This is a genomic window from Chitinibacter fontanus (assembly GCF_013423785.1).
Classification (GTDB): domain Bacteria; phylum Pseudomonadota; class Gammaproteobacteria; order Burkholderiales; family Chitinibacteraceae; genus Chitinibacter; species Chitinibacter fontanus.
In genome coordinates this window covers 3,569,243-3,592,151 of sequence record NZ_CP058952.1, presented here as the reverse complement: position 1 = coordinate 3,592,151, position 22,909 = coordinate 3,569,243, and the positions used below count along the sequence as shown (strand labels likewise).

Below are 22,909 nucleotides of genomic sequence, written 5' to 3'. Positions count from 1 at the left end.
TGAGGCTGCACCGCAGCCAGCTGCGGTGGCTGTGGCCTCTAACCCCGGCGAAATTGTTCTGCTTTCCCCATTGACGGGTGAAGTGGTGGCTTTGGAAGATGTGCCTGATGCGGCATTTGCAACTAAGGCAGTTGGGGATGGTGTAGCGATCTTGCCAACAGGCAAGTTAGTGGTGGCACCATGCGATGGGCAATTGGTAAAGATTTTTAATACTAACCATGCTTTTGCCCTCGTTAATGATGCAGGGGTTGAATTGATTGTTCACATTGGTATTGAAACGGTGAAACTCGGTGGTCAAGGCTTTACGCGCTTGGCTGAGCAGGGTAGCTTCGTTAAGGCGGGTCAGCCTGTCTTGGAATTGGATCTTGAATTCCTTGGTGCCAATGCAAAATCAGTGATTAGCCCTGTTGTTTTGACCAATGCAGATGATTTTGCGCCAGTTGCTAATTTGGCAGTTGGCTCAGTGATTGCAGGTCAAACACCGCTCTACACGATTCGTAAAAAATAAATTTGGGCTTAGGGCTCAAATCTGAAACGCCACCCTCGGGTGGCGTTTTTATTTTTAACTTAGCATTTGTAAGCGTTATTAATATATTGCCAGTAGTTGCGCGATTTGGCGGGCGGGTGAGTCGTTTGTATTGATGGCTGAATGTGTCGGAGTTGCAAAAAAATTGCTGGTTTGCGGGTGATGGGCAATAAAGAACTCTTGTGAGGCGGATTCAGCCAGATAGCGCCGCGATAAGCTGGCTAGTGTTTGGGTTTGTAATTGCTGTTGGGCAATTAGGCTGGCAAGTTGGGCTAGTAGGTCGCTTTGGTTGAGTTGAAACGGATGGGTTTCATCTTTTGGTGTACGCTGCGGATCCATTTGCCAGTTAAAGAATGGCGGTGTGCCTTGTGGTGAGATGAGTGCCAGCCATAGCTGATAGAGAAAGCCGCAGGCTCCTAAGTGCCCTGCATGAAGCCATGCATTGTGGCTTGGTGTGAGTGCGTCAAGAATGTCTGCGGCTTGGTCGAGGTGATGGTTGTTGCCACTTGCAAGCGCAAAAAAACCATGGCTTGGTGCAAAGGGGCTGGGCCAAAGAATTGCATCGATTAGCTTTGCGGCGCTTTTGTGAAGATCCAGTACTTGCGCGGTATTTTGCAGTTGGATAGCGATTACAAGATCATTTGGGCTAAAATTTGTTTGGAACTGGCTAAATGGATGCAGGCAGTAGCTGCCAGTGGGGGCTTTAATAATAGACGGGCACTTATTAGAGGTATTAGTTCAGGGGGTGCTATTAGATGGGTTTGCATCAATATACCCCCTGAGGTGTAATTTATTCGTCGTGGCAGGTGTTAAGTAGTTTCTTTAGGCTATCAATGTTTTCTAGTTCAATTAGGCGGTTTTGTACTTTGATAAAGCCTTGGTCTTGGAATTTAGACAAAGTCCGGCTGACTGTTTCAAGTTTGAGCCCTAAATAGCTACCAATTTCTTCGCGGGTCATGCGCAAATGGAAGCTACTTGAAGAGTAGCCGCGAATTGCAAAGCGTTGCGATAAATTCAATAGGAATGCAGCTAGACGCTCTTCGGCTTTCATATTGCCCAAGAGTAGCATTACGCCGTGATCGCGGACTATCTCGCGACTCATTACTTTGTGGAAGTGGCGTTGTAGTAGTGGGATTTCGCGTGATAAATCTTCGATGTCATTGAAGGGTAATTCACACACTTCACTGTCTTCTAGTGCGATCGCGTCGCAAGTGTGAACGTCGGTGCTAATTGCATCCATGCCCATCAATTCGCCTGACATATGAAAGCCAGTGACTTGCTCGCGGCCATCTTCGGAAATCACGCTGGCTTTGAAAAAACCAAGGCGAATCGCGTACAGCGAGCGGAAAGGCTCGCCGGCACGATATAGAGCTTCGCCGCGTTTGATTGGGCGAGCTTGCGTAATGATGGTGTCAAGCTCTTGCATTTCTTCTTGTGACAGACCCAGTGGTAAACACAGTTCGCGTAAGCTGCAATTAGTGCATGAATTACGCAGATGACGTGGGGACATGTCGCGAACTTGGATGGGGGAAATCATGAAACTCTCACAAGAAAATAATAAGTCGTGCGGGGGGAGTATTGTAACTCTCGGAAGAGGTAGATACCCCACTGTCATTGCTGTTGGCTTGATCTAGATCAAGTTGGCTCATTGTACTAGCTTTTAAGCTGCGGCAGCTAGTATGAGGATAGAGTAATTATGTCGGTTTCAAAATTTGTAGGTCAGCACGCGCCAGCAGATCAAGGTGGGGTTTGTTTTGATCGAGATCTGATTGTGCGCTATGACGGTAAAGGGCCGCGTTATACGTCCTATCCCACTGCAGATCGGTTTAACCAAGCCGTGAATAGTGAGCAATATGCGCAAATCTTGCAGCAAAGATTGCCCGGTGCTTTACTCAATCCATTGTCGCTTTATTTTCACATTCCTTTCTGTAATACCGTATGTTACTACTGCGGCTGTAACAAGATTATTACGAAAGACAAGAGTAAAGCGGATGATTATATTCGTTATCTCAGTAAAGAAATCGCAATGCATGCGGCCAATCTACCGGGCCGTCCCAAGGTGAGTCAGCTGCATTTGGGTGGCGGTACGCCCACCTTTATGTCAGAGCAGCAGCTACAGCGCTTGATGGATATCGTGCGTGAGCATTTTGAATTGCTGCCAACGGGTGAGTATTCGATTGAAATTGATCCGCGCAAAGTGGGTGAGCCGATGATCCGCACTTTGGCTCAGCTGGGATTCAATCGAATGAGCGTAGGTATTCAGGATTTCAATCCTGAGGTACAGCTTGCGGTTAATCGAGTGCAAACCGAGCAGGAGACTCGTTCGGTAATTGAGGCTGCACGGATGCATGGTTTTAAATCGGTCAGTGTCGATCTGATTTATGGTCTTCCTAAGCAAACCGTCGCGAGCATCGCTGAGACCATTGCTCGAGTGCTGACACTGAAGCCTGATCGGATTGCACTTTACAATTACGCGCATCTGCCTGAACGCTTTATGCCTCAGCGGCGCATTAATGAGGCCGAATTGCCAAGCGCAGATGCTAAGCTCGATATGTTGCAAAATTCGATTGCACAGTTGCTCGATGCGGGCTATGTGCTGATTGGTATGGATCACTTTGCGCTACCCAATGATGATTTGGCGGTGGCGCAGCGGCGTGGGCGTTTGCAGCGCAATTTTCAAGGCTATTCAACCCATGCTGATTGTGATTTGCTGGCCTTTGGGGTTTCGTCAATTGGTAAAGTGGGCGCTAACTATCACCAAAACGTGAAGACGCTGGAAGAGTACTATGCCAAGCTCGATGCGGATGAATTTCCGGTCGTGCGTGGGTTGCAAATGAATCGGGATGATGTGATCCGGCGGGCAGTGATTCAGGCCTTGATGTGCCAGTTTGAGCTGTATTATCAAGCGATTGAAGTCAGCTACATGATTGAGTTTGGCGACTATTTTGCCGAGGAATTGAGTCTGCTGCAGCCAATGGTCGACGATGGCTTACTTACGATTGAATCGGAGGGGCTATTTGTGACGCCAACAGGGCGTTTGCTGATTCGCTCGATTGCGATGGTGTTTGATCGTTATTTGCGGACAAGCACTACCCAAGCGCGGTATTCTCGGCTGATCTGAGTTTTGGGTTTGGCGCTGCAAGGGCGCCAAACAGCTTTTCTAATGTTAGAAATCAATTTATTTGCGCTGTTTATGGCTGGCTTGCTCGGCGGCGGGCATTGTATTGGCATGTGCGGTGGCATAGTGACTGCATTTAGTCTGCAGTTGCCGCCGGGGGCGCGTTGGCCGTATTTACTGGGCTTCAATGTTGGTCGCTTGGCGGGATATGCCTTGATCGGGGCGCTGTTGGGTGGATTGGCGAGTTTTGCGACCTTGGCTGCCTTGCAATCGCTCAAGCTGATCCTGTTTGTGCTTGCCAATCTGCTATTGCTGGTATTGGGCTGGTATATCGCTGGCTGGAGTCGGGTGCTAACTCGTGTTGAGGCTTTGGGGCAGCCCATTTGGCGGCGTGTGCAGCCGTTGATACGCAAGCTATTACCCGTACATAGTATCTGGCAGACGCCCTTGATTGGTCTGCTTTGGGGCTGGATACCCTGTGGCTTGGTCTACACGGCTAGCCTGTCTGCATTGGCGAGTGCAAATCCAGTCAGTGGCGCAGCCGTGATGTTGGCTTTTGGTTTGGGGACTTTGCCCAACTTGCTGCTGATGGGCCTGATGGCGCAGCGCTTACAGTCCTTGCTTAAAAAGCTGTGGGTGCGTCGGATGTGTGGGCTTACGATCAGTGCGTTGGCACTGTATCAGTTGTATTTGCTCGTTAGGTATCTGGCTTGAGGCCTTTCTTGATATCGTTTCTAGCAATATACATCGGCTTAAAGTAGTTTTTGCATTAAAACCGCTTGCCCATATTGACTCAAGCTGGTGTCTTGCCGCGGGTGATCGCTAAATCCAAGCTTGCGCCAGAATGAGTCTGCGCCACCGACTGCGACCAGCATTGCCATCGTAAAACCCTGTTGTTGCGCCCAGTCGCAGGCATGCTGCGCCAGTAGTGTACTGAGTTTCTGGCCTCGCCCATCCGGGTGAATGGCTAAATCGTGCAAATAAAAACGGTCAGCGCTGTTTGGCCACGGTTGCTCGCCGCGATTGAGTGCTGGGGGCGTTTCGCCTTGCCAGGGATGGCAAAACAAATAGCCCTGTGCGATGCCCGTTACTTCGATTATCCAGTTGCAATCTGGAGCAAAGCTCAGTTTGGCCTGGAAAGTAGGGTGGTCTTCTAGCAATTCGGGCGGATAGCAGGCGGCCTGAATTTCCAGAATACGCGGCAGATCACTGCTTAGAATGGGGCGAATAACGGGCGTTGACACTTGACCTCACAGCAGGTTTTGGATTGAATGCGGCTCGGTATTTTAATTGAAAGGTGAGCGATTGTGAGTGCAAATAACCCCTGTATGAGCTGTGGCGCCTGCTGTGCTGCGTTTCGTGTCTCGTTTGATCGCTCTGAGTTGGCGAGTGAAGGTGGCCTTGTGCCCGATGGCCTGGCGGACTACGAGACGTCGTATACCGCCCGTTTGCGGGGTACTGACTATGCGCAGCCACGTTGCTTGGCGCTGGTGGGGACGATTGGGCAGCAGGTATCCTGTGGCATCTATCGCGAACGACCATCGCCGTGCCGTGAGTTTGGTATGCTGGCCGAAATCGGGGTGTTTAGTGAGGCCTGTAATCGCGCGCGCGCTCGGCACGGTTTGCCGCCTTTGGAAATAGCCGCAGAGTAGGGGGTATTGCTTGCTAAGCTTTATTAGATTTGCGCTAGGTGTAAATACCCCGCAATAAAAAAGGCAGCCTAGGCTGCCTTTTTTAACTTCAGAGCCATGTCGACTTAGCTGAAGCGGCCACCACCACGGTTGCCACCACTTGGTTTGCCACCGTAGCCGCCGCGATCGCCACCACGGTCGCCGCGCGGTGCGCCGCCGTCACGATTGCCAGCGTAGCCACCGCGATTGCCGTCACGAGACTGGCCGTCACGACCTGCGTAGCCGCCACGGTCGCCGCGAGGTGCGCCACCATCACGGTTGCCGCCAAAATTGCCGCGCGGTGCAGAGTCGCGGTTATAGCTATTGCCTGCGTTGTCACGCGCTTGGCCGGAGCCAAAACTACGCTCGCGCGGTGCGCCGTAGCCACTGTCGCGCGGTGCGCGATCGCCGTAGCTGCGGCCTTCGTTGTTGTGTGAACGCTCGCCAAAGCTACCACGTGATGCTTCGCTGCGATGGCCTTCTGGACGATCGCCGCGTGGGGCGCGATCGGCGTAACCGCCTTCGCGTCCTTCACGGTTGCCTTGGTAGCCGCCGCTGCGTGGTGCGCCACCATCGCGGTTACCTGCATAACCACCACGACCGCCGCCATTGCCTGCGTAGCCGCCACGACCACGGCCACCGCCGTTGCCTGGGCGACCACGATCACCGCCTTGACCGCCGCGACCTGGTTGGAAGCGCGCTTCCAGACCTTCGAGTTCTTGGGTTGTGAATTCAATATTGTATTGGCGACGGATTTTGGTTAGTAGCGTAAAGTCGCTTTTGGTGACCAAAGAAACGGCTTCACCTGAGCGGCCCGCGCGGCCAGTACGGCCAATACGGTGGATGTAGTCTTCTGAGAAGCGTGGCAAGTCAAAGTTGATCACCAAGCTAATGCCGGCCACGTCGATACCACGCGCGGCAACGTCAGTTGCTACGATCATGTCGATATCGCTGCGACGCAGACGATCCAAGGTGCGGCGACGATCGCGCTGCGCCAAGTCGCCGTGCATTGCTGCGGCCTTAAAGCCTTCCATTTTCAACCATTCAGCCACTTCGTCTGCGGAGATTTTGGTTGCAGTAAAGATGATCGATTGTTGACCATCATTTTTCTTGAGCAAGGCAGCAACGAGTTTTTGTTTGTGCTCGTAGCCGTCAGCGTAATGCACTGACTGAGCGATTTGCGCTTGCATCGTCGCTTGTGGTGCCATTTCAACCAATTTTGGCGAACGCAGCATTGGGCCGGCAAAACGTTGAACTGATTCAGTCAATGTCGCTGAGAACAGCGCGGTTTGGCGCTCTTTTGGTAATTGGTCAACAATCGCTTCAACTTCATCAATAAAGCCCATGTCCAGCATGCGGTCTGCTTCGTCCAGCACCAGCAATTCGAGGCGACGGAAGTCGATACGGCCACTACGCAGCAAATCGGTCAAGCGACCAGGTGTGGCAACCAGTACTTCGTAGGGTTGCGACAGCATTTTGTTTTGTACTGGGTACGGTACGCCACCCACTACGGTTACGACTTTGCAGCGTGGAATGCGGCGGCAGAATTCGGTTGCTACTTTAGAAACCTGTTCAGCCAATTCGCGTGTTGGGGTCAATACTAAAATACGCGGGCCACGAGCGTGGTGCGTTGATTCTTTTGTGAGCTTGTGCAACGCAGGCAGCAAGAAGGCTGCAGTTTTACCAGTACCGGTTTGCGCTGAAGCCATGATGTCATTGCCAGCGAGCAATTCAGGAATTGCAGCAGCTTGAATCGGTGTTGGTTTGTTGAAACCTTGGGCTTCCAAGATTTCGGTAATTTGTGGTGCCAGACCCAGTGTTACGAATTCATTAGGCGTGTCTGTAGCGGTAGCAGCGGTATGCGGCATGTTGGCAGTCCTTGTGGTATGGCTGGGTAAACTCACCAGCACGTCATCGACGCCAACCAGGAACAACCGCTAATCACAAGTGCTAGTGCGGGAATAAGGTCAGAGGCGATGGGATCGATAGAAATGGCTTGTGTGAAATGAAACGCACACAACCGAAGGGGGCGAATTATGCCTAGATGTTGTTGAGAATGCAACAACTATAGTGAAAAAATTTGAAATTGGCTTGGCTTGCTGCTAGGTAGGGGTCTGAATTGCTGTTTTTTCTTTTAGATCAGACTCTTAGTGTGTTTGGTGTTTAGGCGTGATTTTAATGACTCCGGCAGATTGCATTCTCGCGCAGCGGATGAGCAGAATATGGCTACAGCCGTGTAGAATTGCAGCCTATGAATACTGTAAATCATTTAGAACTCATTCTTCCTGCCTCGGTGTGGCCTGACTCGGCCAGTCGCGAGGCCATCTGGCGCGATTTGCCTTTGCCCGCATTGGCGCAACTCTATGGCAAAGCCGCGAAACAATCTGGTGCAGATCTGACTAGCCTGCTGAGTCAGCGCTATGGTGTGTCATCACTAGCCATCGCGCCGCAATTGCTCAGCTCGCTGAGCTTGCCGCTTGAGGCGGGCTATTGGCTGTGTGTTGATCCGGTGAGTTTGCGCGTAGATCGCGATCACTTAACGGTGCTGGGTGCGCCATATCTGACGGTATCGCAGGCCGAGGCTGATGCTTTGGTGCAGGCGCTCAATGCCTTGTATCAGGCTGATGGCTATTACTTTGTTGCGCCAACGCCTAACCGCTGGTTTGTCCGGCTGCCGCAAAATCCGCAATTGGAATTCACACCGATCAAAGCAGCCTTGGGGCGCAATCTAAATACCGTGCTACCGCGTGGTGACGGTGCGTTGCAGTTTAATGCGCTGCTGAACGAAATCCAGATGCTGCTTTACAGCCACGCGGTAAATGATGCGCGCGATGAAGCGGGGCAGATGCTGATTAATAGTGTGTGGTTGTGGGGTGGTGGAGATTATCCACCCGCCGCGTTGCCTCAGGCAGAGCAGCCGATTTTGGGGCTAGATGACTTGCTGCTGGCGCTCAATGGCGAGGTATCGGTGCCACAATCGTGGGCCGAGGTGACTCAGACCAATACCGCAGTGCTTTTGGATGAGTTGGAAGTGCATGCGATCTATGGTGCGGGTTATGAATGGCAGCAAGTTTGGTTGCGTTGGGAGCAAGACTGGTTTACGCCAGTCCTCGCTGCGCTCAAATCTGGCCAATTGCGGCAGCTCACGCTGCATTTTCCAGATGTAGCTGAGCGCGCCGTGATTAAAAACTCGGATTTATGGCGCTTCTGGCGCAAAGCCGAGCTACCGCGTCATCTAATCCATCAAGATTCATCACAGTAATGGCTGATTGAATGTCACAAATTAAAATACGCGCCGTTCCCGCCGAGCAAGAGCGCCACTTACTACAGGCTGGATTTAGCCCTTTGCAAGCGCGTCTGTATGCCGCGCGCGGTATTTCACAGCCGCAAGAGTTAGAGCATGAGCTCAAGCATTTGCTGCCGTTTACGCAGCTGAAAAATGCGCCGGAAATGGGGCAGCGTTTAGCCGACGCAATTGCGCAGGGCCAGCGCTTATTGATTGTGGGGGATTACGACGCTGATGGCGCAACGGCCACGACTTTGGGAATGAAAGGGCTGGCGGCCTTTGGCGCTAAGGTCGATTTTATCGTGCCCAATCGTTTTGAATACGGCTATGGGCTAACGCCAGAAATTGTCGAACTGGCGCGTGAAAAATCACCCGATATCATTGTCACGGTCGATAACGGTATCGCCAGCCATGCGGGCGTGGCTGCCGCGAAAGCCTACGGAATCGAAGTACTGATTACCGACCATCATTTGCCTGCCGATACGCTACCCGATGCGCTGATTGTCAATCCCAACCAAGGCGACTGCCCGTTTCCGAGTAAAAATCTAGCTGGGGTTGGCGTGATGTTTTATGTGCTGATGGCCTTGCGTGCCGCCTTGCGTGAACGCGGCGCTTTTGCCAATCAACCTGAGCCTAACTTGGCGCAATGGCTGGATATTGTGGCGCTGGGCACGGTGGCCGATGTGGTAAAGCTCGATGCCAACAATCGCATTCTGGTCGAACAGGGCCTTAAGCGCATGCGGGCAGGCCGTGCTTGCCCCGGCATTATGGCGCTGTTTACGGCAGCGGGGCGTTTTCACGGGCGAGCGAGCTGTTTTGATCTGGGCTTTACACTGGGACCGCGTTTGAATGCGGCCGGGCGCCTCGATGACATGAGTTTTGGGATTAATACGCTGCTGGCTCCGAGCGAAGAGATTGCGCTGCCGCAGGCCAAAGAGCTCGATCAGCTGAATCGCTCGCGACGTGAAATTGAGCAGGGGATGCGCGAAGAGGCCGAGCGCGCGCTGGTGAATGTTGAAGTAGCAGATCGCTACAGTATCAGCCTGTATCAAGCCGATTGGCATCAAGGTGTGGTCGGGATCGTCGCATCACGGGTGAAAGATCGCTATCATCGCCCAACCTTGGTCTTTGCCGACGGAGGCGATGAAGAAATCAAAGGTTCCGGTCGCTCAATCGCCGGGCTGCACCTGCGCGACGCGCTCGACTTGGTTTCTAAACGCCACCCCAGCTTGATCAAAAAGTTTGGTGGTCATGCGATGGCCGCCGGTTTGACGTTGGCCAGGCGCGATTTTGCGCAGTTTGCGCAGGCGTTTGAAGAGGTTTGTCGGCAATTGTTGACGCCAGCTGACTTAACCCATGTGATTGAAACCGACGGCATTTTGTCGAGTGCTGAGTTGCACATTGGTACCGCCGAGTTGCTCGATAAACAAGTATGGGGACAGGGCTTTCCTGCTCCGGTGTTTAGTGGGCAATTTCGGGTAATCGAGCAGCGGATTGTGGGCGAAAAACACAGCAAGTTAAAGCTGAGTACGCCTGAGGGTATTGTTCTGGATGCTATGAGGTTTAATTATGCTGAGCCTATACCCCAAAAAATAAATGCCGTGTACAAAATATCCGTCAATGAATTTCGCGGCGAGCGCAACTTGCAGTTACAGTTGGATTACTGCGAGCCGATTTAAGCCAAACGTTGCGCGCGATAATTAGATTAAAGGTTGGAGACCGATGCGTATTTTACCCTGGTGTTTTGCCCTCTTATGCGCGCAGCTGCAAGCTGGAATCTTAATCTCGGCTAGCGATGCTGCTCGACGCGAGCAATTGGCCTGCCAGCCCACTACGATTTTGGGGGTGCTCGAATGTGAGCAAGTAGCGCTACCAGCCCCGGCTCCAGGCAATGCGCCGGAAATTAAGCCTGCCGAATACGTGCCCAACGCCGGACCAGAGATTCCTGCGCAGCAAGTTGAATTGCCGATGTTGCCAGTAATTGATGCCATACCCGCGCGCGTTAAGGCTGGCAAGCTAGTGCTGGCGTGGGATATTTGGTTTGGTACCGCCGGGCAGTGGTGGGAAGTATGGGATCAAGAACAGTTGCGCTATCGAGGCCGAGATTTTACTCGCCGCATTAAGGCCGCTAGCCCAGATACACCAGCAGAATTGCTGGTCGATGGTGGCTTGCAAGCAGTGCAAAGCGGCGTATTTACCATGAATAAATTGCCCGCGGGTGAACATCAGTTTGTTATTAAACTGTGTAATGGCACGTTGGAGGCGCCTGTTTGTAACGAAGCTCGTATTAGTACTTGGGCCGATGCGACTCAGGATGAGGCTGAGCAAGAGCAAGGTGTGCCTGATGCACCTTCTTTGGCATGGATTCCGCAGGTCACCACCGAAGGTAAAGTCACCGTGGCCTGGAATTTATGGTGGGGTAAAACCGGTCAATACTGGGAAGTGCTAAACGGCAAAAAGGTAGTTTATCGTACGGATAAATTTACTGAGCAAACTGATCAAAGTCAGTCTGGGCAAGTTGAGATTCCGTTAGTGAATGGCCCGCATGAGCTATCGGTGCGTTTGTGTCGGCGCAATGCCTGCACTAGTTCAGAAAGACTCAAGGTTGATGCCATGCTGGGCCCCGATTTGACGCCTGCCAAGCCTAGCTTAGCACTGTATACGCCTGATGATCCGGACTTGGGTGAAGGTTTATTGCCATCGCAAATTTTGCTGAGTTGGAAAACGGAGCTGCCAGGTATTGCCCCCGATCGTTGGCTGTTGATAGATCAAGCCACCCGCGAAGTGTTGTATAGCCAGCCCTTGAAGGCTGATTGCGGTAATGGGGTATGGTGTGGGAGTTGGCAAGGCGTCCCGGTTACTCGTCCTGCCAGTTGGCGGGTTAAGCTGTGCCAAGCCAAAAAATGTACCGATAGCGATGTAATCGAAGTGCCTAGTCTTGCCGAGCAATAGGATGGGGCAGTGTAGTGACTAATGCTGATTATCTATTTGTCTATGGCACGCTTAAACGAGGTTTTTGCAATCACCATTGGTTAGGTGGTGCAAGGTATATCTCGGCAGCAAAGACAGTAAAAGACTTTGCGCTGTATACCATTGAGTATCCGTTCCTGTGCCATACTCCGGCCTTATATCCGGTATTTGGTGAGGTTTACCAAATTTCAGCTAGCGAGCTAGCGCGGGCGGATGAGCTGGAGCAACATCCGGATGATTATTGTCGTGAAGTAATTGAGGTGCTGTTGGAGGATGGGACGCCCTTAATGGCCTGGGCCTACTTTCACCCGCGCCCACAGGGGCGGTTATTGACGGAAGGGGTGTTCACCGCTGGGGCTTAGGGCCCCAGCGAAATAAAGACGTTACTTAGCAGAAGTAATTGAGCACACCTTCCATGCCAACTGTATTGATTACATATGGCGCTTCGGCTTGTACCTTGGGTTTTGCGTGTAAGGCTACGCCAAAACCGGCTGCGTGGAGCATTGGCAAATCATTGGCACCGTCGCCCATTGCGACGACCTGCTCTGGCTGCAATCCCAACATTTCACGGTGTGCTAGCAGCTCGGTGCGTTTGCGTTCTGCATTGATAATGTCGCCAACTACTCGGCCGGTGAGTTTGCCATTTTCTACTTCCAGCACGTTAGCAATGGCGTAATCTAAGCCCAGTCGAGCTTTGAGTCTTTCGGTGAAGAAAGTAAAACCACCGGAAATCAGTAGGGATTTGGCGCCGGCTTGTTTAAAACCGGCCAGCATTACTTCGGCACCGGGCATTAGCTTCAAGCGTTCTTCATAAACCCGATTGAGCGCGGCTTCTTCTAGTCCAGCCAGCAATGCGACTCGGCGCGTCAGGCTTTCGTTAAAATCAAGTTCGCCACGCATCGCCGCAGCGGTAATTTCGGCTACTTGCGGCTTGATGCTAAACATATCCGCGATTTCATCGATGCACTCGATGGTAATTAGTGTCGAATCCATATCCATCACGATCAGGCCAATGTCGCGCACGCTGATATCTTCTGGGATAAAGGCATAATCGAGCTGATTTGATTCGCAAAAATCAGCGACAGCTTCATCGTTCTCGATTTCAGCGCCGTGCAGTTTGAAAGCCTGTTGCGAGTCTTGATGCACCGTCTCAATACTGTGTGCACCCGAAAGACGGGCAAGTTGTTTTAGGTGTTGGGTTTCAATATGGGGTGCTTGGATTACAAGGCGATACATGGACTCTCTCGATTGGTCTATGGTTTGCTAGGTTGTTGTTTGGAGGTTAAGAGCTCGTAAATCATGGCGAACACGGCCGCTGTAAAGGCGCCAAGCAAGGTTTCTACCAAGCGCATTTCAGCAAAATGTTGGGCCATACGGCCACTCACACCAAGCAGCGCCAGTATTACATACATAATGAAGGTAATTTGGGCTGCAACATACATAAGGCCATTGGCGAAAGCAACGGGTAGCAGCGCGCCCGCAATAATAGCCAGTAATAATAATTGCCAGCTCGACTGAGCAGGGAAAACCAGCGTCCAAGCTAGCGTCGAAGCCAGCAGTACACCTGTGATTCTGAGCCAAATGGTTGATTCAGTGCGATCAGGCTCGGGGCGAAATACCATCAGTGTCGTCACCGCAGCCAGATTTGGCGCGTATAGGTTGAAAGTATGTGCGGCAAAAAAACTACTGGCACACGCCAGCCCCAGAAACACGCCGAAGGTTAGCCCAGCTTTTTGGCCGGATTTAAGCTTTTGCCAGTCTAGTCGCCAATGTGGCGGTGATGGCAGCGCAACGGGATTATTGATACGCGGCGCGAAAGCTGTGCTCAAACCCATGGTGAATACTGCGCCAAGCAAATACAGCGGCAATATATCGCCGCTGATCATGGTGCCTGGGTAGCCAATTAAATAAGCGCAAGCGAGCAGACGTAGTTTTAAATCCAGCGCAAAACCGGCGGCCAAATTGCTACCAATCAGACTAAACAGTAACACCACACCCGCAATCCAGATCGGCCAGCTATGGTTTAGCGCCAAACTGAAACTTGCAGCACCCAAGATCACCGCATTGCCCACAAACATACTTTCCAGCCGCAGGCGTCGCGTACCGCCAATATCCATAAACAGACTGGCGATAATGCCAAAACCAGCATAGGCAGCATGTTGGTTTTGGCCTTGCAGCACAAACCAGCCCATTGGGAGGCCGAAAGCCAGTGCGCCCAAAATCATACGTGAGGCATGAAATGGGTTACGGCTTGGTTTAAGCAGTTGAATCCAGTTGGGCATGGTGCTTTGCTAGTTTATGCGCCGTGGCATTTTTTGTATTTTTTACCCGAACCACAATGGCACGGGTCATTGCGGCCCACTTTGGGTTCTTCGCGCACGACTTGCTCGACCTTACCAAATTTTTCTTCGAGCACGTAATACATTACGTCTTCGATATGCCATGGCAGCTCAGATACGCGCTCTTGGCGCTCTTTGATGCTGAGTAATTTAACTGGCTCGGCGCCCACTTCATCACTAGGGCTTTGATCGGCATCATCGCCTTCGCTGGCGGCTAGCGCGAGGATTTTTTCAACTGCGCTATCGAGCTCGTCATTGGCTTCCAGTAGCGCATCCCACGCCTCTGCGCGTGCTTCGATGCCTGCGTAAAAGCCTGAGGCCCAGTAGACGCCCGAGGTTTCTTGCCATTTCTCATCCTGATCTTCATCGGACAAAATCACCGGTACATACAACGGGTTTTCGCCTGGATTATCGCGGCGATTGACCGAAAATGCGGCTTTGATGCTGGCGGCATGCTGGCGAATTAGGCCGAAGATTTCATCAGCTTCAGCACGGTCTTCAAATTCAGGCGGTGTACCTGCAAAAATCGCGGGTAGCCATTCGTCTTCTGGTACTTCTTCTGGGCCGATGGCCAATGCAACCAGAAAACCATCGAGCATTTCGATATCCATGGTTTCGCCGGGCGTGCGCGGCGACATCAGAAAGCCATCAAGTTGCTCTAGCTGATCGTCAGTGAGTAGTTTGTTGCTCATACAGGATTTTCCATTTTGTTAAGTCGGCGGTGAGCCATTCGCTAAAGTCGGTTTGTTCGGCATGAAAACCATGCGCAAGGAAAAAGAGCCGAGCGGTATTGCTGCTATAAATTTGCAGGCGGTTGATGTTTAAACATTGCGCATTAAGGGCCAACTCGGCCAGCAGGGCACGGCCAATGCCGCGCTGCTGCCATGCAGGCGCGACATAAAAGAGCTTGATCTCTCCATCATCGTTGAGCTGTGCTACGCCAATAATCTCAGTGCCCATCTGGCACACCAGGGTGATGGCATGATTGGCATCGGGATCATTGAGCAGACCCGTGGCGGTGTCATGCCACGCAGCCAGAAATGCCGCCAGATCTTGCTGATCCACTGCGTCGGCAGCTTGTGCGGCATCAACGATGGTTTGATGAGCGGCAGGCAAATCTTTGGCTTGGATAGGGCGAATAATCAGAGTCATGCTGCAATTATACCGTGTTGTTTCATTACCTGCCTTGCGGGCTTGAGCTGTGTTTTTGAGTGTATGCTCGCTAAAACTGTATCTTGCATTGCGACAAACTTACATTGAGGTATCGTGCTGAGTGTTTTTGGTGGCATATTGCTGATGTTGAATGTCTGGAAGGCTGGGGTTCGTGATGTGGGCGCGGTGGATATGCATACTGGGGGTTGCTTCATGCTCAACGCTAGGGCATGCCGTTGAGCAAAGTGAGATCACATTTTTACAGCGCTATGCACAAAGTTTAAATCAGGCAAATCCGGCTAGCGCTACTGAAATCACCTCTCAGCGGCCATTGCGCCGTGGCAACCAAGGCTCTGATGTTGCTGTTGCAAAGCAGCGCTTTAATGAAATTGGTTATGTGATGGCGGTAAATGATCAATTTGATGCCGAGCTTGATGCGACCGTGCGTGAATACCAATTGGGCATGCATATGAAAGAAGACGGCATTCTCGATAAGCAGACCAAATTTAACCTGAATCTGAATGATGCCAAACGCCATGCCTTGTTGGCTTGGCAGATACCGCAAATGCAGTCGTTAAATCAACAAGCGCCCAGCCGCTATATTGTCGTGAATATTCCAGCCTACACCTTAAGTGCTTATGAAAATGGGCAAATGGTGCTCAATTCGAAAATTGTCATAGGCAAGAATGATCGCCCTACACCCTTGCTGCGCACCCAAATCGCAGCCATAAAATACAATCCCAACTGGAGTGTGCCGCCAGTCGTCATCAAAAATGATCTCACTCAGAATGGCAAACTGAATCTAGCCAAGGTGCAAAAACATAAACTGCGCATGCTCGATAGTGATGGCAATGAGGTTGATCCGGCCACCGTTGCTGCAGCGGGGGAGACTAATCTAGGTCGTTATCGCTATGTGCAGGACCCCGGCGCAAAAAATGCGCTGGGCCGCTTAAAGTTTGAGCTTACCGCCAGCAATGGCATTTATCTGCACGATACGCCGAGCAAAGGGCTATTTGGTAAAGAAAACCGTGCAGCCTCATCGGGGTGTGTTCGCGTGCAGGAATGGCAAGCCTTGGCCGCTTGGGTGTTGAATATTAAGCCTGTTGAGATAGGAAAACGTATCGCTAGTAAAAAAACCTATACCGAAGCGATTGCCGAGCCAGTACGCGTGTTTTTTGTTTATTGGCCCGCACAGATAGAAGGTGAGAAAGTGCGCTGGTACGATGACATCTATCACGCATACCTAAGCCCACGCGGCATCAATCCAGCGTTGCAGCCTGCCGTTAGCAATCACACCTTGGTTGCAAGTTCGGCGGCTGAGTTAAATCACTAATGTGGCGTATTTCTCTACGTTCCTCATTTTAATTGCTACCAATTAGCATACCCTGCTGGGTATGTCGAAATTATGTCCAACGATTATTCCCGCCGCGTCCATCTGGCCCAAGACTACATTCGCCGCCACTGTGAAGAAGATATTAGTCTGGCCGATGTCGCCAAGGCCGCGCATCTGTCGGCCTACCATTTTCACCGGGTGTTTACCGCGTTCACACATGAAACCCCGAATGATTTTTTGCGACGTATTCGAGTAGAACGCGCCGCTCATTTGCTGTTTGTACGGCCAGCGATACCAATGCTGGAGATTGCCGTGCAATGCGGCTTTAAATCGCAGTCTCTATTGGCTCGCGCATTTCGTACGCACTTTGGCATGACCGCCAGTGAGTGGCGTAAAGGCGATTTCTGGCGGCACGATGGGCAATTCTGGCGTTGGCGCGACAACGCGGAGCAGCAAGATAGCAAGAATTGCAAAACGATTCCACCTGAGCCCCAGCTACTATCGGGCTTGTATTTGCAACGCAACGATGAATTTGTCGCTGTACGGCAAGGGCAGCGCCCAAGCTATATCCGCGATTTGCGTATTGAACACAAGCCCTCATTTCACCGTGCCTATCTCTGGCGGCAAGGCGTGCAGGGCGAACAAATACTTGATTTATGGCGCGAGCTATTGCAGTGGGCGGTGGTGCAAGGCTTGATGCGGCCCGATTTAATGGGCTCAGATTTGTTGGGGATCGCACGCAATATCGACAATCCGAACGTTACCGACGTGGCCTTGTGTCGCTACGAGGCAGGTTTTGTCGTTGCTGCCGACTTTGCCCTCACTAGTGAACAACGCAAAGCTGGCCCGTACGACATTCTGTTTGACGAGATTGCGGGTGGGCAATTTGTGGTGATTGATTTTGCCGGAACACTAGCCGATGAGGCGCTTGTGGTTGAGTATTTTTACAACTACTGGCTACCCACGAGTGAGTGGGAATTCGCTGATCGGGCTGGCTATCTGGAAGTACCAATGAGCAATGTGCAGCACAGCTTGCACACCGACATGCAAATCCACACCCGCTGGTATGTGCCAGTGCGCAAGCGGCGCAGATTGAAAACATAAACATTAGGTACGCCGAACGGGGGATAGAGAATGAAGGTAATCAACAAAATCAGCAAAATCAGCAAAATCATCACCCCACACTCTCCCTCGGTACTGCCGCTCTTGATGGTTTTGCTAGCCTGCCCCGCATTGGCCACACCCAAAACCACGCACGCCCCACGGCGCGACTATTGCCGCATGGCATGCGAACAGCCGAGCTTATCCGGTAGCAGTCGCGATCAGTTCAAACCCGTCCGCTGCACACCCTGCGCTGAGTGAAGATATGTGCTTGATATGGGCATGCATCTGAAGATCAATATAAAAATAGCTTATGGCTTAATACGGAGGGGAGTATGTATAAAGTAATCGCAATTGCCGTAGCCATCTCGGCCAGCGTGCACGCCGCTGAGTTACCCAGCGCCAGCCCGGAGTCGCAAGGTTTTGAGTCGGCCAAGTTGGCTAATTTATTGCAAGTGATTGAGCGCGAAGGCTGGGCGATTGATAGCCTGCTGTTGATGCGCAATGGCAAGGTTGTACTCGATAGCTATTTTTATCCGTACGCCCCCAATCAATTGCACGATATGCGCTCGGTGACCAAGTCGGTGGTATCGACCATGCTCGGCATTAGTCTTGAACAGAAGAAATTGGCGAGTTTAAACCAGCCGGTCTTGCCGTTTTATCCTACCCAAGCCAAGCAAGAGCGCGATGCGCGCAAAAAGACGCTGTCGCTGGAAAATCTGATCGATATGCGCTCTGGCCTGCAATGGACTGAATGGCCGTATACCCCTGACTCGACGATTTACCAGATGTATCGTAGCTCCGATCAGCGCCAGTTTGTTATTGGCTTGCCGCTGGTAGATAAGCCGGGAGTAGTGTTTAGCTATAACGGCGGCAATATGAATTTGCTCTCGGGTGTGATTGAACAAGCGTGGGGCGAGACCATGAGGCAAGTCGCTCGCAAGCAATTGTTTTCCAAGCTAGGTATTGAAGATTGTCGCTGGGCCAGTGATCCACAAGGGCACACCATCGGCGAGGCTGGTTTGTATCTTAAACCGCACGATATGGCGCGTTTGGGGCAGTTTTGGCTGGATGATGGTGTGATTGCTGGCGAGCGTTTTTTGCCCACAGCTTGGACGCAACAATTACTCGCCGATGGTCTGCCTGCCTCATTGGGAATGCAATACCGCCGCGGTTTTTGGATTAGCCCTGAGCAAGGTATTTTTCAGGCACATGGGCGGCACGGGCAGATGATTATGGTTTCGCCGAAAGATCGGGTGGTGATGGTGGTCACGGGCAAATTTAATGAGCAAACTAAGGAGTGGTATGAGCTCTATCCCTTATTTACTCGCTCTATGCAAGCAGCGCCGCTGGCCGAAAATCCTGCTGCGCAACTTCAACTCAACACCGTCATTGCATCCGTAGCGCGTGCCAAACCCGAGGCCAGTTCGATTGCTCTTGGCGAGCAATGGCAGGGCAAACTGTGGCAATTGGCTGAAAATCCTGCAGGAATCAATTCGATCGAATTTATCCCTGATCCCGGCGATACTGGTGCGATGAAATGGCGTGTGGCTTGGTCCATGCAATTGGGGGCGCAGCGCCAGTCCGGCATTAATGAGTGGAAAATTGGTTTTGATGGCGCATACCGTATGCAAGCTGATCCGCTACAAAATGGCGCGATATTGGCGCTGCGTGGCCGTTGGCTAGATACCCACACCTTGCAGCTCCATACTCAATACCCATCCGGTGGTATGAAATGGGAATATCAAATGCGTTTTACGGGGGATAGCGTTGCCGTACACGTGGCAGACAATGAGGCCGTAGATATGCATTTGACAGGTCAACTAAAGCAATAGGGCCCAACAATGGATTTTTTCTACCGCTTTATTTTCCCCGTACTGATTCTGGGCTCGTTTGCGGGCTCGCTGCTCTATATGCTGTGCGCGCGGCTGGTGTACGACCACTTGCATGAATATTACCGTGATGCGTTACCAGAAAAGAGCGAGATTGCGTTTGGTGATGCCGATGATGGGATGGGCGCATATATCGCATCTGTATGGTATGCATCCAGAACTGGCAGCTATAAACGCATACAGAGCAATACATGGCTTAAGTTCTATGTGTTAACACGGGTGTTGGGCGCATTTACGGGTATTTGTTTGCTTGGGCTGGTGATGTCATTTTTGTTTTGGGGGCATCTCAAAGCGTGGTTGCTTTGAGTTGCGGTGGGAAGTTGAGTAGAGAGTGCGCAAGGCTGTGGGCGTGCACTCCCGTAGTCGGGTTGTTCGTATATTTACCGCCTGACACGCAATAACTCTCCCCTGCCGTGCCCTCCATGTGGGCGGTGGCTTGTTGCGATAGGCAGTAGTGGTAGGACGCGGTCACTGCATTTTCTTAGCCATTGCCAATAGCTCAAGTTAGAGCAAGACCCGGCTTTGCCGCAGTATTTGCTCACTGAAACTGGGGTTGGCTATAAATTGGCGGCCAGTTAGTGCCTGCCATTTTTATGCGATTTTTATACGCAAGCGGCCTTTTTTGATGCGAAATTTATGCTCCGCGCACTAAATTACGTAGCCCCGTACGGCTCTTGAGCCGGTAGTGCAAACGAGGGATTTGCAGCTTGTAGGCAACATCTACCCAATCCTACACATTAATCAAAGAAATCGTGTGGCTGGACGGCGTATGATCTTGGCGCTTGCTCGTACTCGATCATTATTTTGTTCAGGATTAATCCATGTCACATTCGGCAAACGCATCCCATTCTGGTAAAGCGGCATTAATGCTGGCCGCGCTTGGGGTCGTGTACGGGGATATTGGTACCAGCCCCTTGTATACCTTAAAAGAGTGCTTTTCTGGGCATGCGGGCTTGGAATTAACCCATTTCAATATCATTGGCATTTTGTCGCTTATTTTTTGGGCGCTAATGCTGGTGGTTTCGCTTAAATACGTCACTATTATTTTGCGGGCAGACAATAAAGGTGAGGGCGGGGTATTGGCCTTACTGGCTTTAGCGCAGCGCGCGGTGGCCGATCAGCCTCGCTTATCGCGCTATATCGTGATTCTGGGTATTTTTGGTGCGGCGCTATTTTATGGTGATTGCATCATTACGCCGGCAATCTCAGTGCTGTCTGCGGTGGAAGGGGCCAGCATTATTTCGCATGAATTGGATCGTTTTGTCTTGCCTGTGTGTATCGGCATTATGATCGCTTTATTTGCGATGCAGTCGCGTGGTACGGCGGTGGTTGGGAAGCTGTTTGGTCCAATTATGTTGCTGTGGTTTGCTGTGTTGGCGGTAATGGGGATTAATAGCATTTTAAATGCCCCCGAGGTGTTGACAGCACTTAACCCGATCTTTGCCACCCAGTTTTTCTTGCATCACCCCAGTGTGAGCTTTGTGCTGTTGGGCGCAGTGGTACTGTGTTTAACCGGTGGCGAAGCGCTGTATGCCGATATGGGGCATTTTGGACGTCCGGCCATTCGATATGCATGGTATGGCTTGGTGTTGCCTGCCTTGGTGCTAAATTACTTCGGGCAGGGCGCTTTATTGATCACTCAGCCTGAAGCGATTAAAAACCCGTTTTATTTGTTGGCCCCAGCTTGGGCGTTGATGCCATTAGTGGTGTTGGCGACAATGGCGACCGTGATTGCCTCGCAGGCCGTAATTTCTGGTGCATATTCCATGGCCAGCCAAGCCGTGCAACTTGGGTTTAGTCCGCGCATGGATATTTCGTACACTTCAGAGCAACAAATGGGGCAGATCTATATCGGGCAGATTAACTGGCTACTGCTGCTTGCTGTAATCGCGCTCATTTTAGGGTTTAAGTCCTCCAGTGCACTGGCGTCAGCGTATGGATTTGCCGTGACGTGTACCATGGTGATTACCACGATCCTTGCATTTTTTGTGCTGGGGAAAGATTTGTCGCGTGGCCGAAAAATGGCTTTATTTGCGGTGTTGGCGGTGTTGCTGGTAATTGATGTGGCCTTTCTCGCGGCTAACTCGCTGAAGCTGCATGAAGGTGGTTGGTTCCCGCTTGCGGTGGGCTTGGCGATCTTTACCATGATGATGACGTGGAAAAAAGGGCGCGGCCTACTATTTCAGCGCCTACGTGAAGGTGAAATGCCATTGGCTGGCTTTATCGAGTCATTTGAAGGGAGCGAGGTGACGCGGGTTGAGGGTACGGCGGTATTTATGACCACTAGTTGTGACTCGGTACCGCATGCGCTGTTACATAATCTGAAACACAATAAAGTGCTGCACGAGCAGGTGATTTTCATGACTGTTGCCACCGCTGACGTGCCTTATGTGCTTGCGCAGGAGCGAGTGGTGGTCCGTGATCTGAGTAAAGGGTTCTTCCAGATTAATGTGAGTTATGGCTTTAAGGAAGATCCTGACGTGCCGGCGGCTTTGGGGCAGGCGCAACGTTTGCAAGCACGCTTAAATGTAGAGCCAATGCAGTTATCTTATTTCTTGAGTCGTGAAACGATTGTCGAGGGCAAATATCCTGCTATGCCTTGGTGGCGTCGACGGTTATTTAGCTTTATGACCCGCAATGCGACTCGGGCTACTAGCTTCTTCAAAATTCCTGCGAATCGGGTGGTTGAAATGGGGATGCAGGTAGAGCTGTGAGGCTTTACTGATTGCTATTCTGGGTTGTAAATCCGCGATTAGCACATCCGCCCGTGCATCATGGTCGGATGTGCTTGTGTTATTTAGACTGAGAGTGCCGCTTGCTGTAGTTTCAGCAAATCTTTAATGCCCGCTTCAGCTAGCTCAAGTAATTGATTCATTTCTTGCCGGCTAAACGCTTCACCTTCGGCAGTGCCTTGAACCTCGATGAATTTGCCCGCTGCAGTCATGACAATGTTCATATCGGTTTCGCAGTTCGAATCCTCGATGTAATCCAGATCCAGCATGGGCGTTGAGCCGACAATACCGACTGATACCGCCGCCACTGCTTCACGGATTGGGCTTTGCTCCAGTTTGCCATTGGCGATCAGTGTATTGATGGCGTCCGTGAGCGCAACAAAAGCGCCTGTGATGCTGGCCGTGCGCGTGCCGCCATCGGCCTGAATTACATCGCAATCGATGGTGATCTGGCGCTCGCCGAGTGCTTTTAAGTCAACCACCGCCCGCAGACTGCGACCAATTAAACGCTGGATTTCTTGGGTGCGGCCACTTTGCTTGCCTGCCGCCGATTCACGTTTCATACGGCTGCCAGTAGAGCGAGGCAACATGCCATATTCGGCGGTCACCCAGCCTTCACCTTTACCTTTGAGAAAAGGGGGTACTTTTTCCTCAACGCTGGCAGTGCAAATGACTTTGGTATTGCCAAATTCAACCAATACGCTACCCTCGGCGTGACAGGTGTAGTGACGGGTGAGCTTGACGGTGCGGAGTTGATTAGCTTGACGGTCGGCGGTGCGCATAATAAAAC

22 protein-coding genes are annotated in these 22,909 nt (G+C 51.6%); 13 read left to right on the top strand and 9 right to left on the bottom strand.

From position 1 onward, the window contains the following. The first annotated feature begins 25 nt into the window (after positions 1–25). Entirely contained in the window at positions 26–508 is a 483-nt protein-coding gene (locus tag HZU75_RS17035) for a PTS sugar transporter subunit IIA (protein WP_180307156.1), read from the top strand. Positions 509–586: 78 nt separating this feature from the next. Here HZU75_RS17035 and HZU75_RS17030 read toward each other — a convergent pair whose 3' ends face one another. Both HZU75_RS17030 and fnr read right to left on the bottom strand, forming a co-directional pair. Then, on the bottom strand, positions 587–865 hold the full coding sequence (locus tag HZU75_RS17030; RefSeq protein ID WP_180307155.1) for a hypothetical protein: 279 nt from the start codon (positions 863–865) through the stop codon (positions 587–589). 451 nt (positions 866–1,316) lie between these two features. Further along, the gene (gene fnr, locus HZU75_RS17025) at positions 1,317–2,063 is read right to left on the bottom strand and encodes a fumarate/nitrate reduction transcriptional regulator Fnr (RefSeq protein ID WP_180307154.1); all 747 of its coding nucleotides are present in this window, start codon (positions 2,061–2,063) and stop codon (positions 1,317–1,319) included. 159 nt (positions 2,064–2,222) lie between these two features. Between fnr and hemN the strand changes: the two genes are divergently transcribed. After that, the gene (hemN, locus tag HZU75_RS17020) at positions 2,223–3,647 is read left to right on the top strand and encodes an oxygen-independent coproporphyrinogen III oxidase (protein ID WP_180307153.1); all 1,425 of its coding nucleotides are present in this window, start codon (positions 2,223–2,225) and stop codon (positions 3,645–3,647) included. Between the two features lie 42 nt (positions 3,648–3,689). Next, positions 3,690–4,358, top strand: coding sequence for a sulfite exporter TauE/SafE family protein (locus HZU75_RS17015; RefSeq protein ID WP_180307152.1), 669 nt, complete (start codon positions 3,690–3,692; stop codon positions 4,356–4,358). Positions 4,359–4,396: 38 nt separating this feature from the next. Here the strand turns inward: HZU75_RS17015 and HZU75_RS17010 are convergent, their stop codons facing one another. Next, positions 4,397–4,888 carry a GNAT family N-acetyltransferase gene (locus tag HZU75_RS17010; protein WP_180307151.1) on the bottom strand — a complete coding sequence of 164 codons (492 nt, stop codon included), beginning with the start codon at positions 4,886–4,888 and terminating at the stop codon, positions 4,397–4,399. A gap of 63 nt (positions 4,889–4,951) precedes the next feature. Between HZU75_RS17010 and HZU75_RS17005 the strand changes: the two genes are divergently transcribed. After that, entirely contained in the window at positions 4,952–5,296 is a 345-nt protein-coding gene (locus HZU75_RS17005; RefSeq protein ID WP_228028123.1) for a YkgJ family cysteine cluster protein, read from the top strand. 104 nt (positions 5,297–5,400) lie between these two features. On the opposite strand, the gene HZU75_RS17000 is transcribed toward HZU75_RS17005, so the two are convergent. Continuing rightward, positions 5,401–7,182, bottom strand: coding sequence for a DEAD/DEAH box helicase (locus HZU75_RS17000; RefSeq protein WP_180307150.1), 1,782 nt, complete (start codon positions 7,180–7,182; stop codon positions 5,401–5,403). A gap of 383 nt (positions 7,183–7,565) precedes the next feature. On the opposite strand from HZU75_RS17000, the gene HZU75_RS16995 reads away from it, so the two are divergent. The 4 genes from HZU75_RS16995 to HZU75_RS16980 are packed head-to-tail and all read left to right on the top strand — an operon-like array spanning position 7,566 to position 11,932. Then, positions 7,566–8,576, top strand: coding sequence for a hypothetical protein (locus tag HZU75_RS16995; protein ID WP_180307149.1), 1,011 nt, complete (start codon positions 7,566–7,568; stop codon positions 8,574–8,576). Between the two features lie 11 nt (positions 8,577–8,587). Then, positions 8,588–10,279, top strand: coding sequence for a single-stranded-DNA-specific exonuclease RecJ (gene recJ / locus HZU75_RS16990; protein ID WP_180307148.1), 1,692 nt, complete (start codon positions 8,588–8,590; stop codon positions 10,277–10,279). 43 nt (positions 10,280–10,322) lie between these two features. Continuing rightward, positions 10,323–11,552: a chitinase N-terminal domain-containing protein gene (locus HZU75_RS16985; RefSeq protein WP_180307147.1), complete on the top strand. Its 1,230-nt coding sequence runs from the start codon at positions 10,323–10,325 to the stop codon at positions 11,550–11,552. 14 nt (positions 11,553–11,566) lie between these two features. Further along, positions 11,567–11,932, top strand: coding sequence for a gamma-glutamylcyclotransferase family protein (locus HZU75_RS16980; protein ID WP_180307146.1), 366 nt, complete (start codon positions 11,567–11,569; stop codon positions 11,930–11,932). Positions 11,933–11,957: 25 nt separating this feature from the next. On the opposite strand, the gene serB is transcribed toward HZU75_RS16980, so the two are convergent. The 4 genes from serB to HZU75_RS16960 are packed head-to-tail and all read right to left on the bottom strand — an operon-like array spanning position 11,958 to position 15,061. Continuing rightward, positions 11,958–12,806, bottom strand: a complete 849-nt coding sequence (gene serB, locus HZU75_RS16975) for a phosphoserine phosphatase SerB (protein WP_180307145.1) — start codon at positions 12,804–12,806, stop codon at positions 11,958–11,960. 17 nt (positions 12,807–12,823) lie between these two features. Beyond that, positions 12,824–13,852 carry an FUSC family protein gene (locus HZU75_RS16970; RefSeq protein WP_180307144.1) on the bottom strand — a complete coding sequence of 343 codons (1,029 nt, stop codon included), beginning with the start codon at positions 13,850–13,852 and terminating at the stop codon, positions 12,824–12,826. Between the two features lie 14 nt (positions 13,853–13,866). After that, positions 13,867–14,601, bottom strand: a complete 735-nt coding sequence (locus HZU75_RS16965) for a UPF0149 family protein (RefSeq protein WP_180308891.1) — start codon at positions 14,599–14,601, stop codon at positions 13,867–13,869. Next, positions 14,579–15,061, bottom strand: coding sequence for a GNAT family N-acetyltransferase (locus tag HZU75_RS16960; protein WP_180307143.1), 483 nt, complete (start codon positions 15,059–15,061; stop codon positions 14,579–14,581). Before HZU75_RS16960 ends, HZU75_RS16965 begins: the two co-directional genes overlap by 23 nt. A 175-nt stretch (positions 15,062–15,236) precedes the next feature. On the opposite strand from HZU75_RS16960, the gene HZU75_RS16955 reads away from it, so the two are divergent. The 5 genes from HZU75_RS16955 (at position 15,237) to HZU75_RS16935 (ending at position 22,101) form a co-directional block, all read left to right on the top strand. Next, the gene (locus tag HZU75_RS16955; RefSeq protein ID WP_180307142.1) at positions 15,237–16,394 is read left to right on the top strand and encodes a L,D-transpeptidase family protein; all 1,158 of its coding nucleotides are present in this window, start codon (positions 15,237–15,239) and stop codon (positions 16,392–16,394) included. A gap of 72 nt (positions 16,395–16,466) precedes the next feature. Further along, positions 16,467–17,498 carry an AraC family transcriptional regulator gene (locus tag HZU75_RS16950; RefSeq protein ID WP_180307141.1) on the top strand — a complete coding sequence of 344 codons (1,032 nt, stop codon included), beginning with the start codon at positions 16,467–16,469 and terminating at the stop codon, positions 17,496–17,498. A gap of 332 nt (positions 17,499–17,830) precedes the next feature. Then, positions 17,831–19,330: a serine hydrolase domain-containing protein gene (locus HZU75_RS16945; RefSeq protein WP_180307140.1), complete on the top strand. Its 1,500-nt coding sequence runs from the start codon at positions 17,831–17,833 to the stop codon at positions 19,328–19,330. 9 nt (positions 19,331–19,339) lie between these two features. Further along, positions 19,340–19,693 carry a hypothetical protein gene (locus HZU75_RS16940; RefSeq protein WP_180307139.1) on the top strand — a complete coding sequence of 118 codons (354 nt, stop codon included), beginning with the start codon at positions 19,340–19,342 and terminating at the stop codon, positions 19,691–19,693. Between the two features lie 515 nt (positions 19,694–20,208). Continuing rightward, positions 20,209–22,101: a potassium transporter Kup gene (locus HZU75_RS16935; RefSeq protein WP_180307138.1), complete on the top strand. Its 1,893-nt coding sequence runs from the start codon at positions 20,209–20,211 to the stop codon at positions 22,099–22,101. Positions 22,102–22,184: 83 nt separating this feature from the next. Here HZU75_RS16935 and rph read toward each other — a convergent pair whose 3' ends face one another. Beyond that, entirely contained in the window at positions 22,185–22,901 is a 717-nt protein-coding gene (gene rph, locus HZU75_RS16930; RefSeq protein ID WP_180307137.1) for a ribonuclease PH, read from the bottom strand. Positions 22,902–22,909: the final 8 nt, after the last annotated feature.

Bases quoted from the DNA above. Each gene is read 5' to 3' on its own strand.
- HZU75_RS17030 (WP_180307155.1), bottom strand. From the start codon at position 865: ATGGATCCGCAGCGTACACCAAAAGATGAAACCCATCCGTTTCAACTC.
- fnr (WP_180307154.1), bottom strand. From the start codon at position 2,063: ATGATTTCCCCCATCCAAGTTCGCGACATGTCCCCACGTCATCTGCGT.
- hemN (WP_180307153.1), top strand. From the start codon at position 2,223: ATGTCGGTTTCAAAATTTGTAGGTCAGCACGCGCCAGCAGATCAAGGT.
- HZU75_RS17015 (WP_180307152.1), top strand. From the start codon at position 3,690: ATGTTAGAAATCAATTTATTTGCGCTGTTTATGGCTGGCTTGCTCGGC.
- HZU75_RS17000 (WP_180307150.1), bottom strand. From the start codon at position 7,182: ATGCCGCATACCGCTGCTACCGCTACAGACACGCCTAATGAATTCGTA.
- HZU75_RS16995 (WP_180307149.1), top strand. From the start codon at position 7,566: ATGAATACTGTAAATCATTTAGAACTCATTCTTCCTGCCTCGGTGTGG.
- recJ (WP_180307148.1), top strand. From the start codon at position 8,588: ATGTCACAAATTAAAATACGCGCCGTTCCCGCCGAGCAAGAGCGCCAC.
- HZU75_RS16985 (WP_180307147.1), top strand. From the start codon at position 10,323: ATGCGTATTTTACCCTGGTGTTTTGCCCTCTTATGCGCGCAGCTGCAA.
- serB (WP_180307145.1), bottom strand. From the start codon at position 12,806: ATGTATCGCCTTGTAATCCAAGCACCCCATATTGAAACCCAACACCTA.
- HZU75_RS16970 (WP_180307144.1), bottom strand. From the start codon at position 13,852: ATGCCCAACTGGATTCAACTGCTTAAACCAAGCCGTAACCCATTTCAT.
- HZU75_RS16965 (WP_180308891.1), bottom strand. From the start codon at position 14,601: ATGAGCAACAAACTACTCACTGACGATCAGCTAGAGCAACTTGATGGC.
- HZU75_RS16960 (WP_180307143.1), bottom strand. From the start codon at position 15,061: ATGACTCTGATTATTCGCCCTATCCAAGCCAAAGATTTGCCTGCCGCT.
- HZU75_RS16955 (WP_180307142.1), top strand. From the start codon at position 15,237: ATGTGGGCGCGGTGGATATGCATACTGGGGGTTGCTTCATGCTCAACG.
- HZU75_RS16950 (WP_180307141.1), top strand. From the start codon at position 16,467: ATGTCCAACGATTATTCCCGCCGCGTCCATCTGGCCCAAGACTACATT.
- HZU75_RS16945 (WP_180307140.1), top strand. From the start codon at position 17,831: ATGTATAAAGTAATCGCAATTGCCGTAGCCATCTCGGCCAGCGTGCAC.
- HZU75_RS16940 (WP_180307139.1), top strand. From the start codon at position 19,340: ATGGATTTTTTCTACCGCTTTATTTTCCCCGTACTGATTCTGGGCTCG.
- HZU75_RS16935 (WP_180307138.1), top strand. From the start codon at position 20,209: ATGTCACATTCGGCAAACGCATCCCATTCTGGTAAAGCGGCATTAATG.
- rph (WP_180307137.1), bottom strand. From the start codon at position 22,901: ATGCGCACCGCCGACCGTCAAGCTAATCAACTCCGCACCGTCAAGCTC.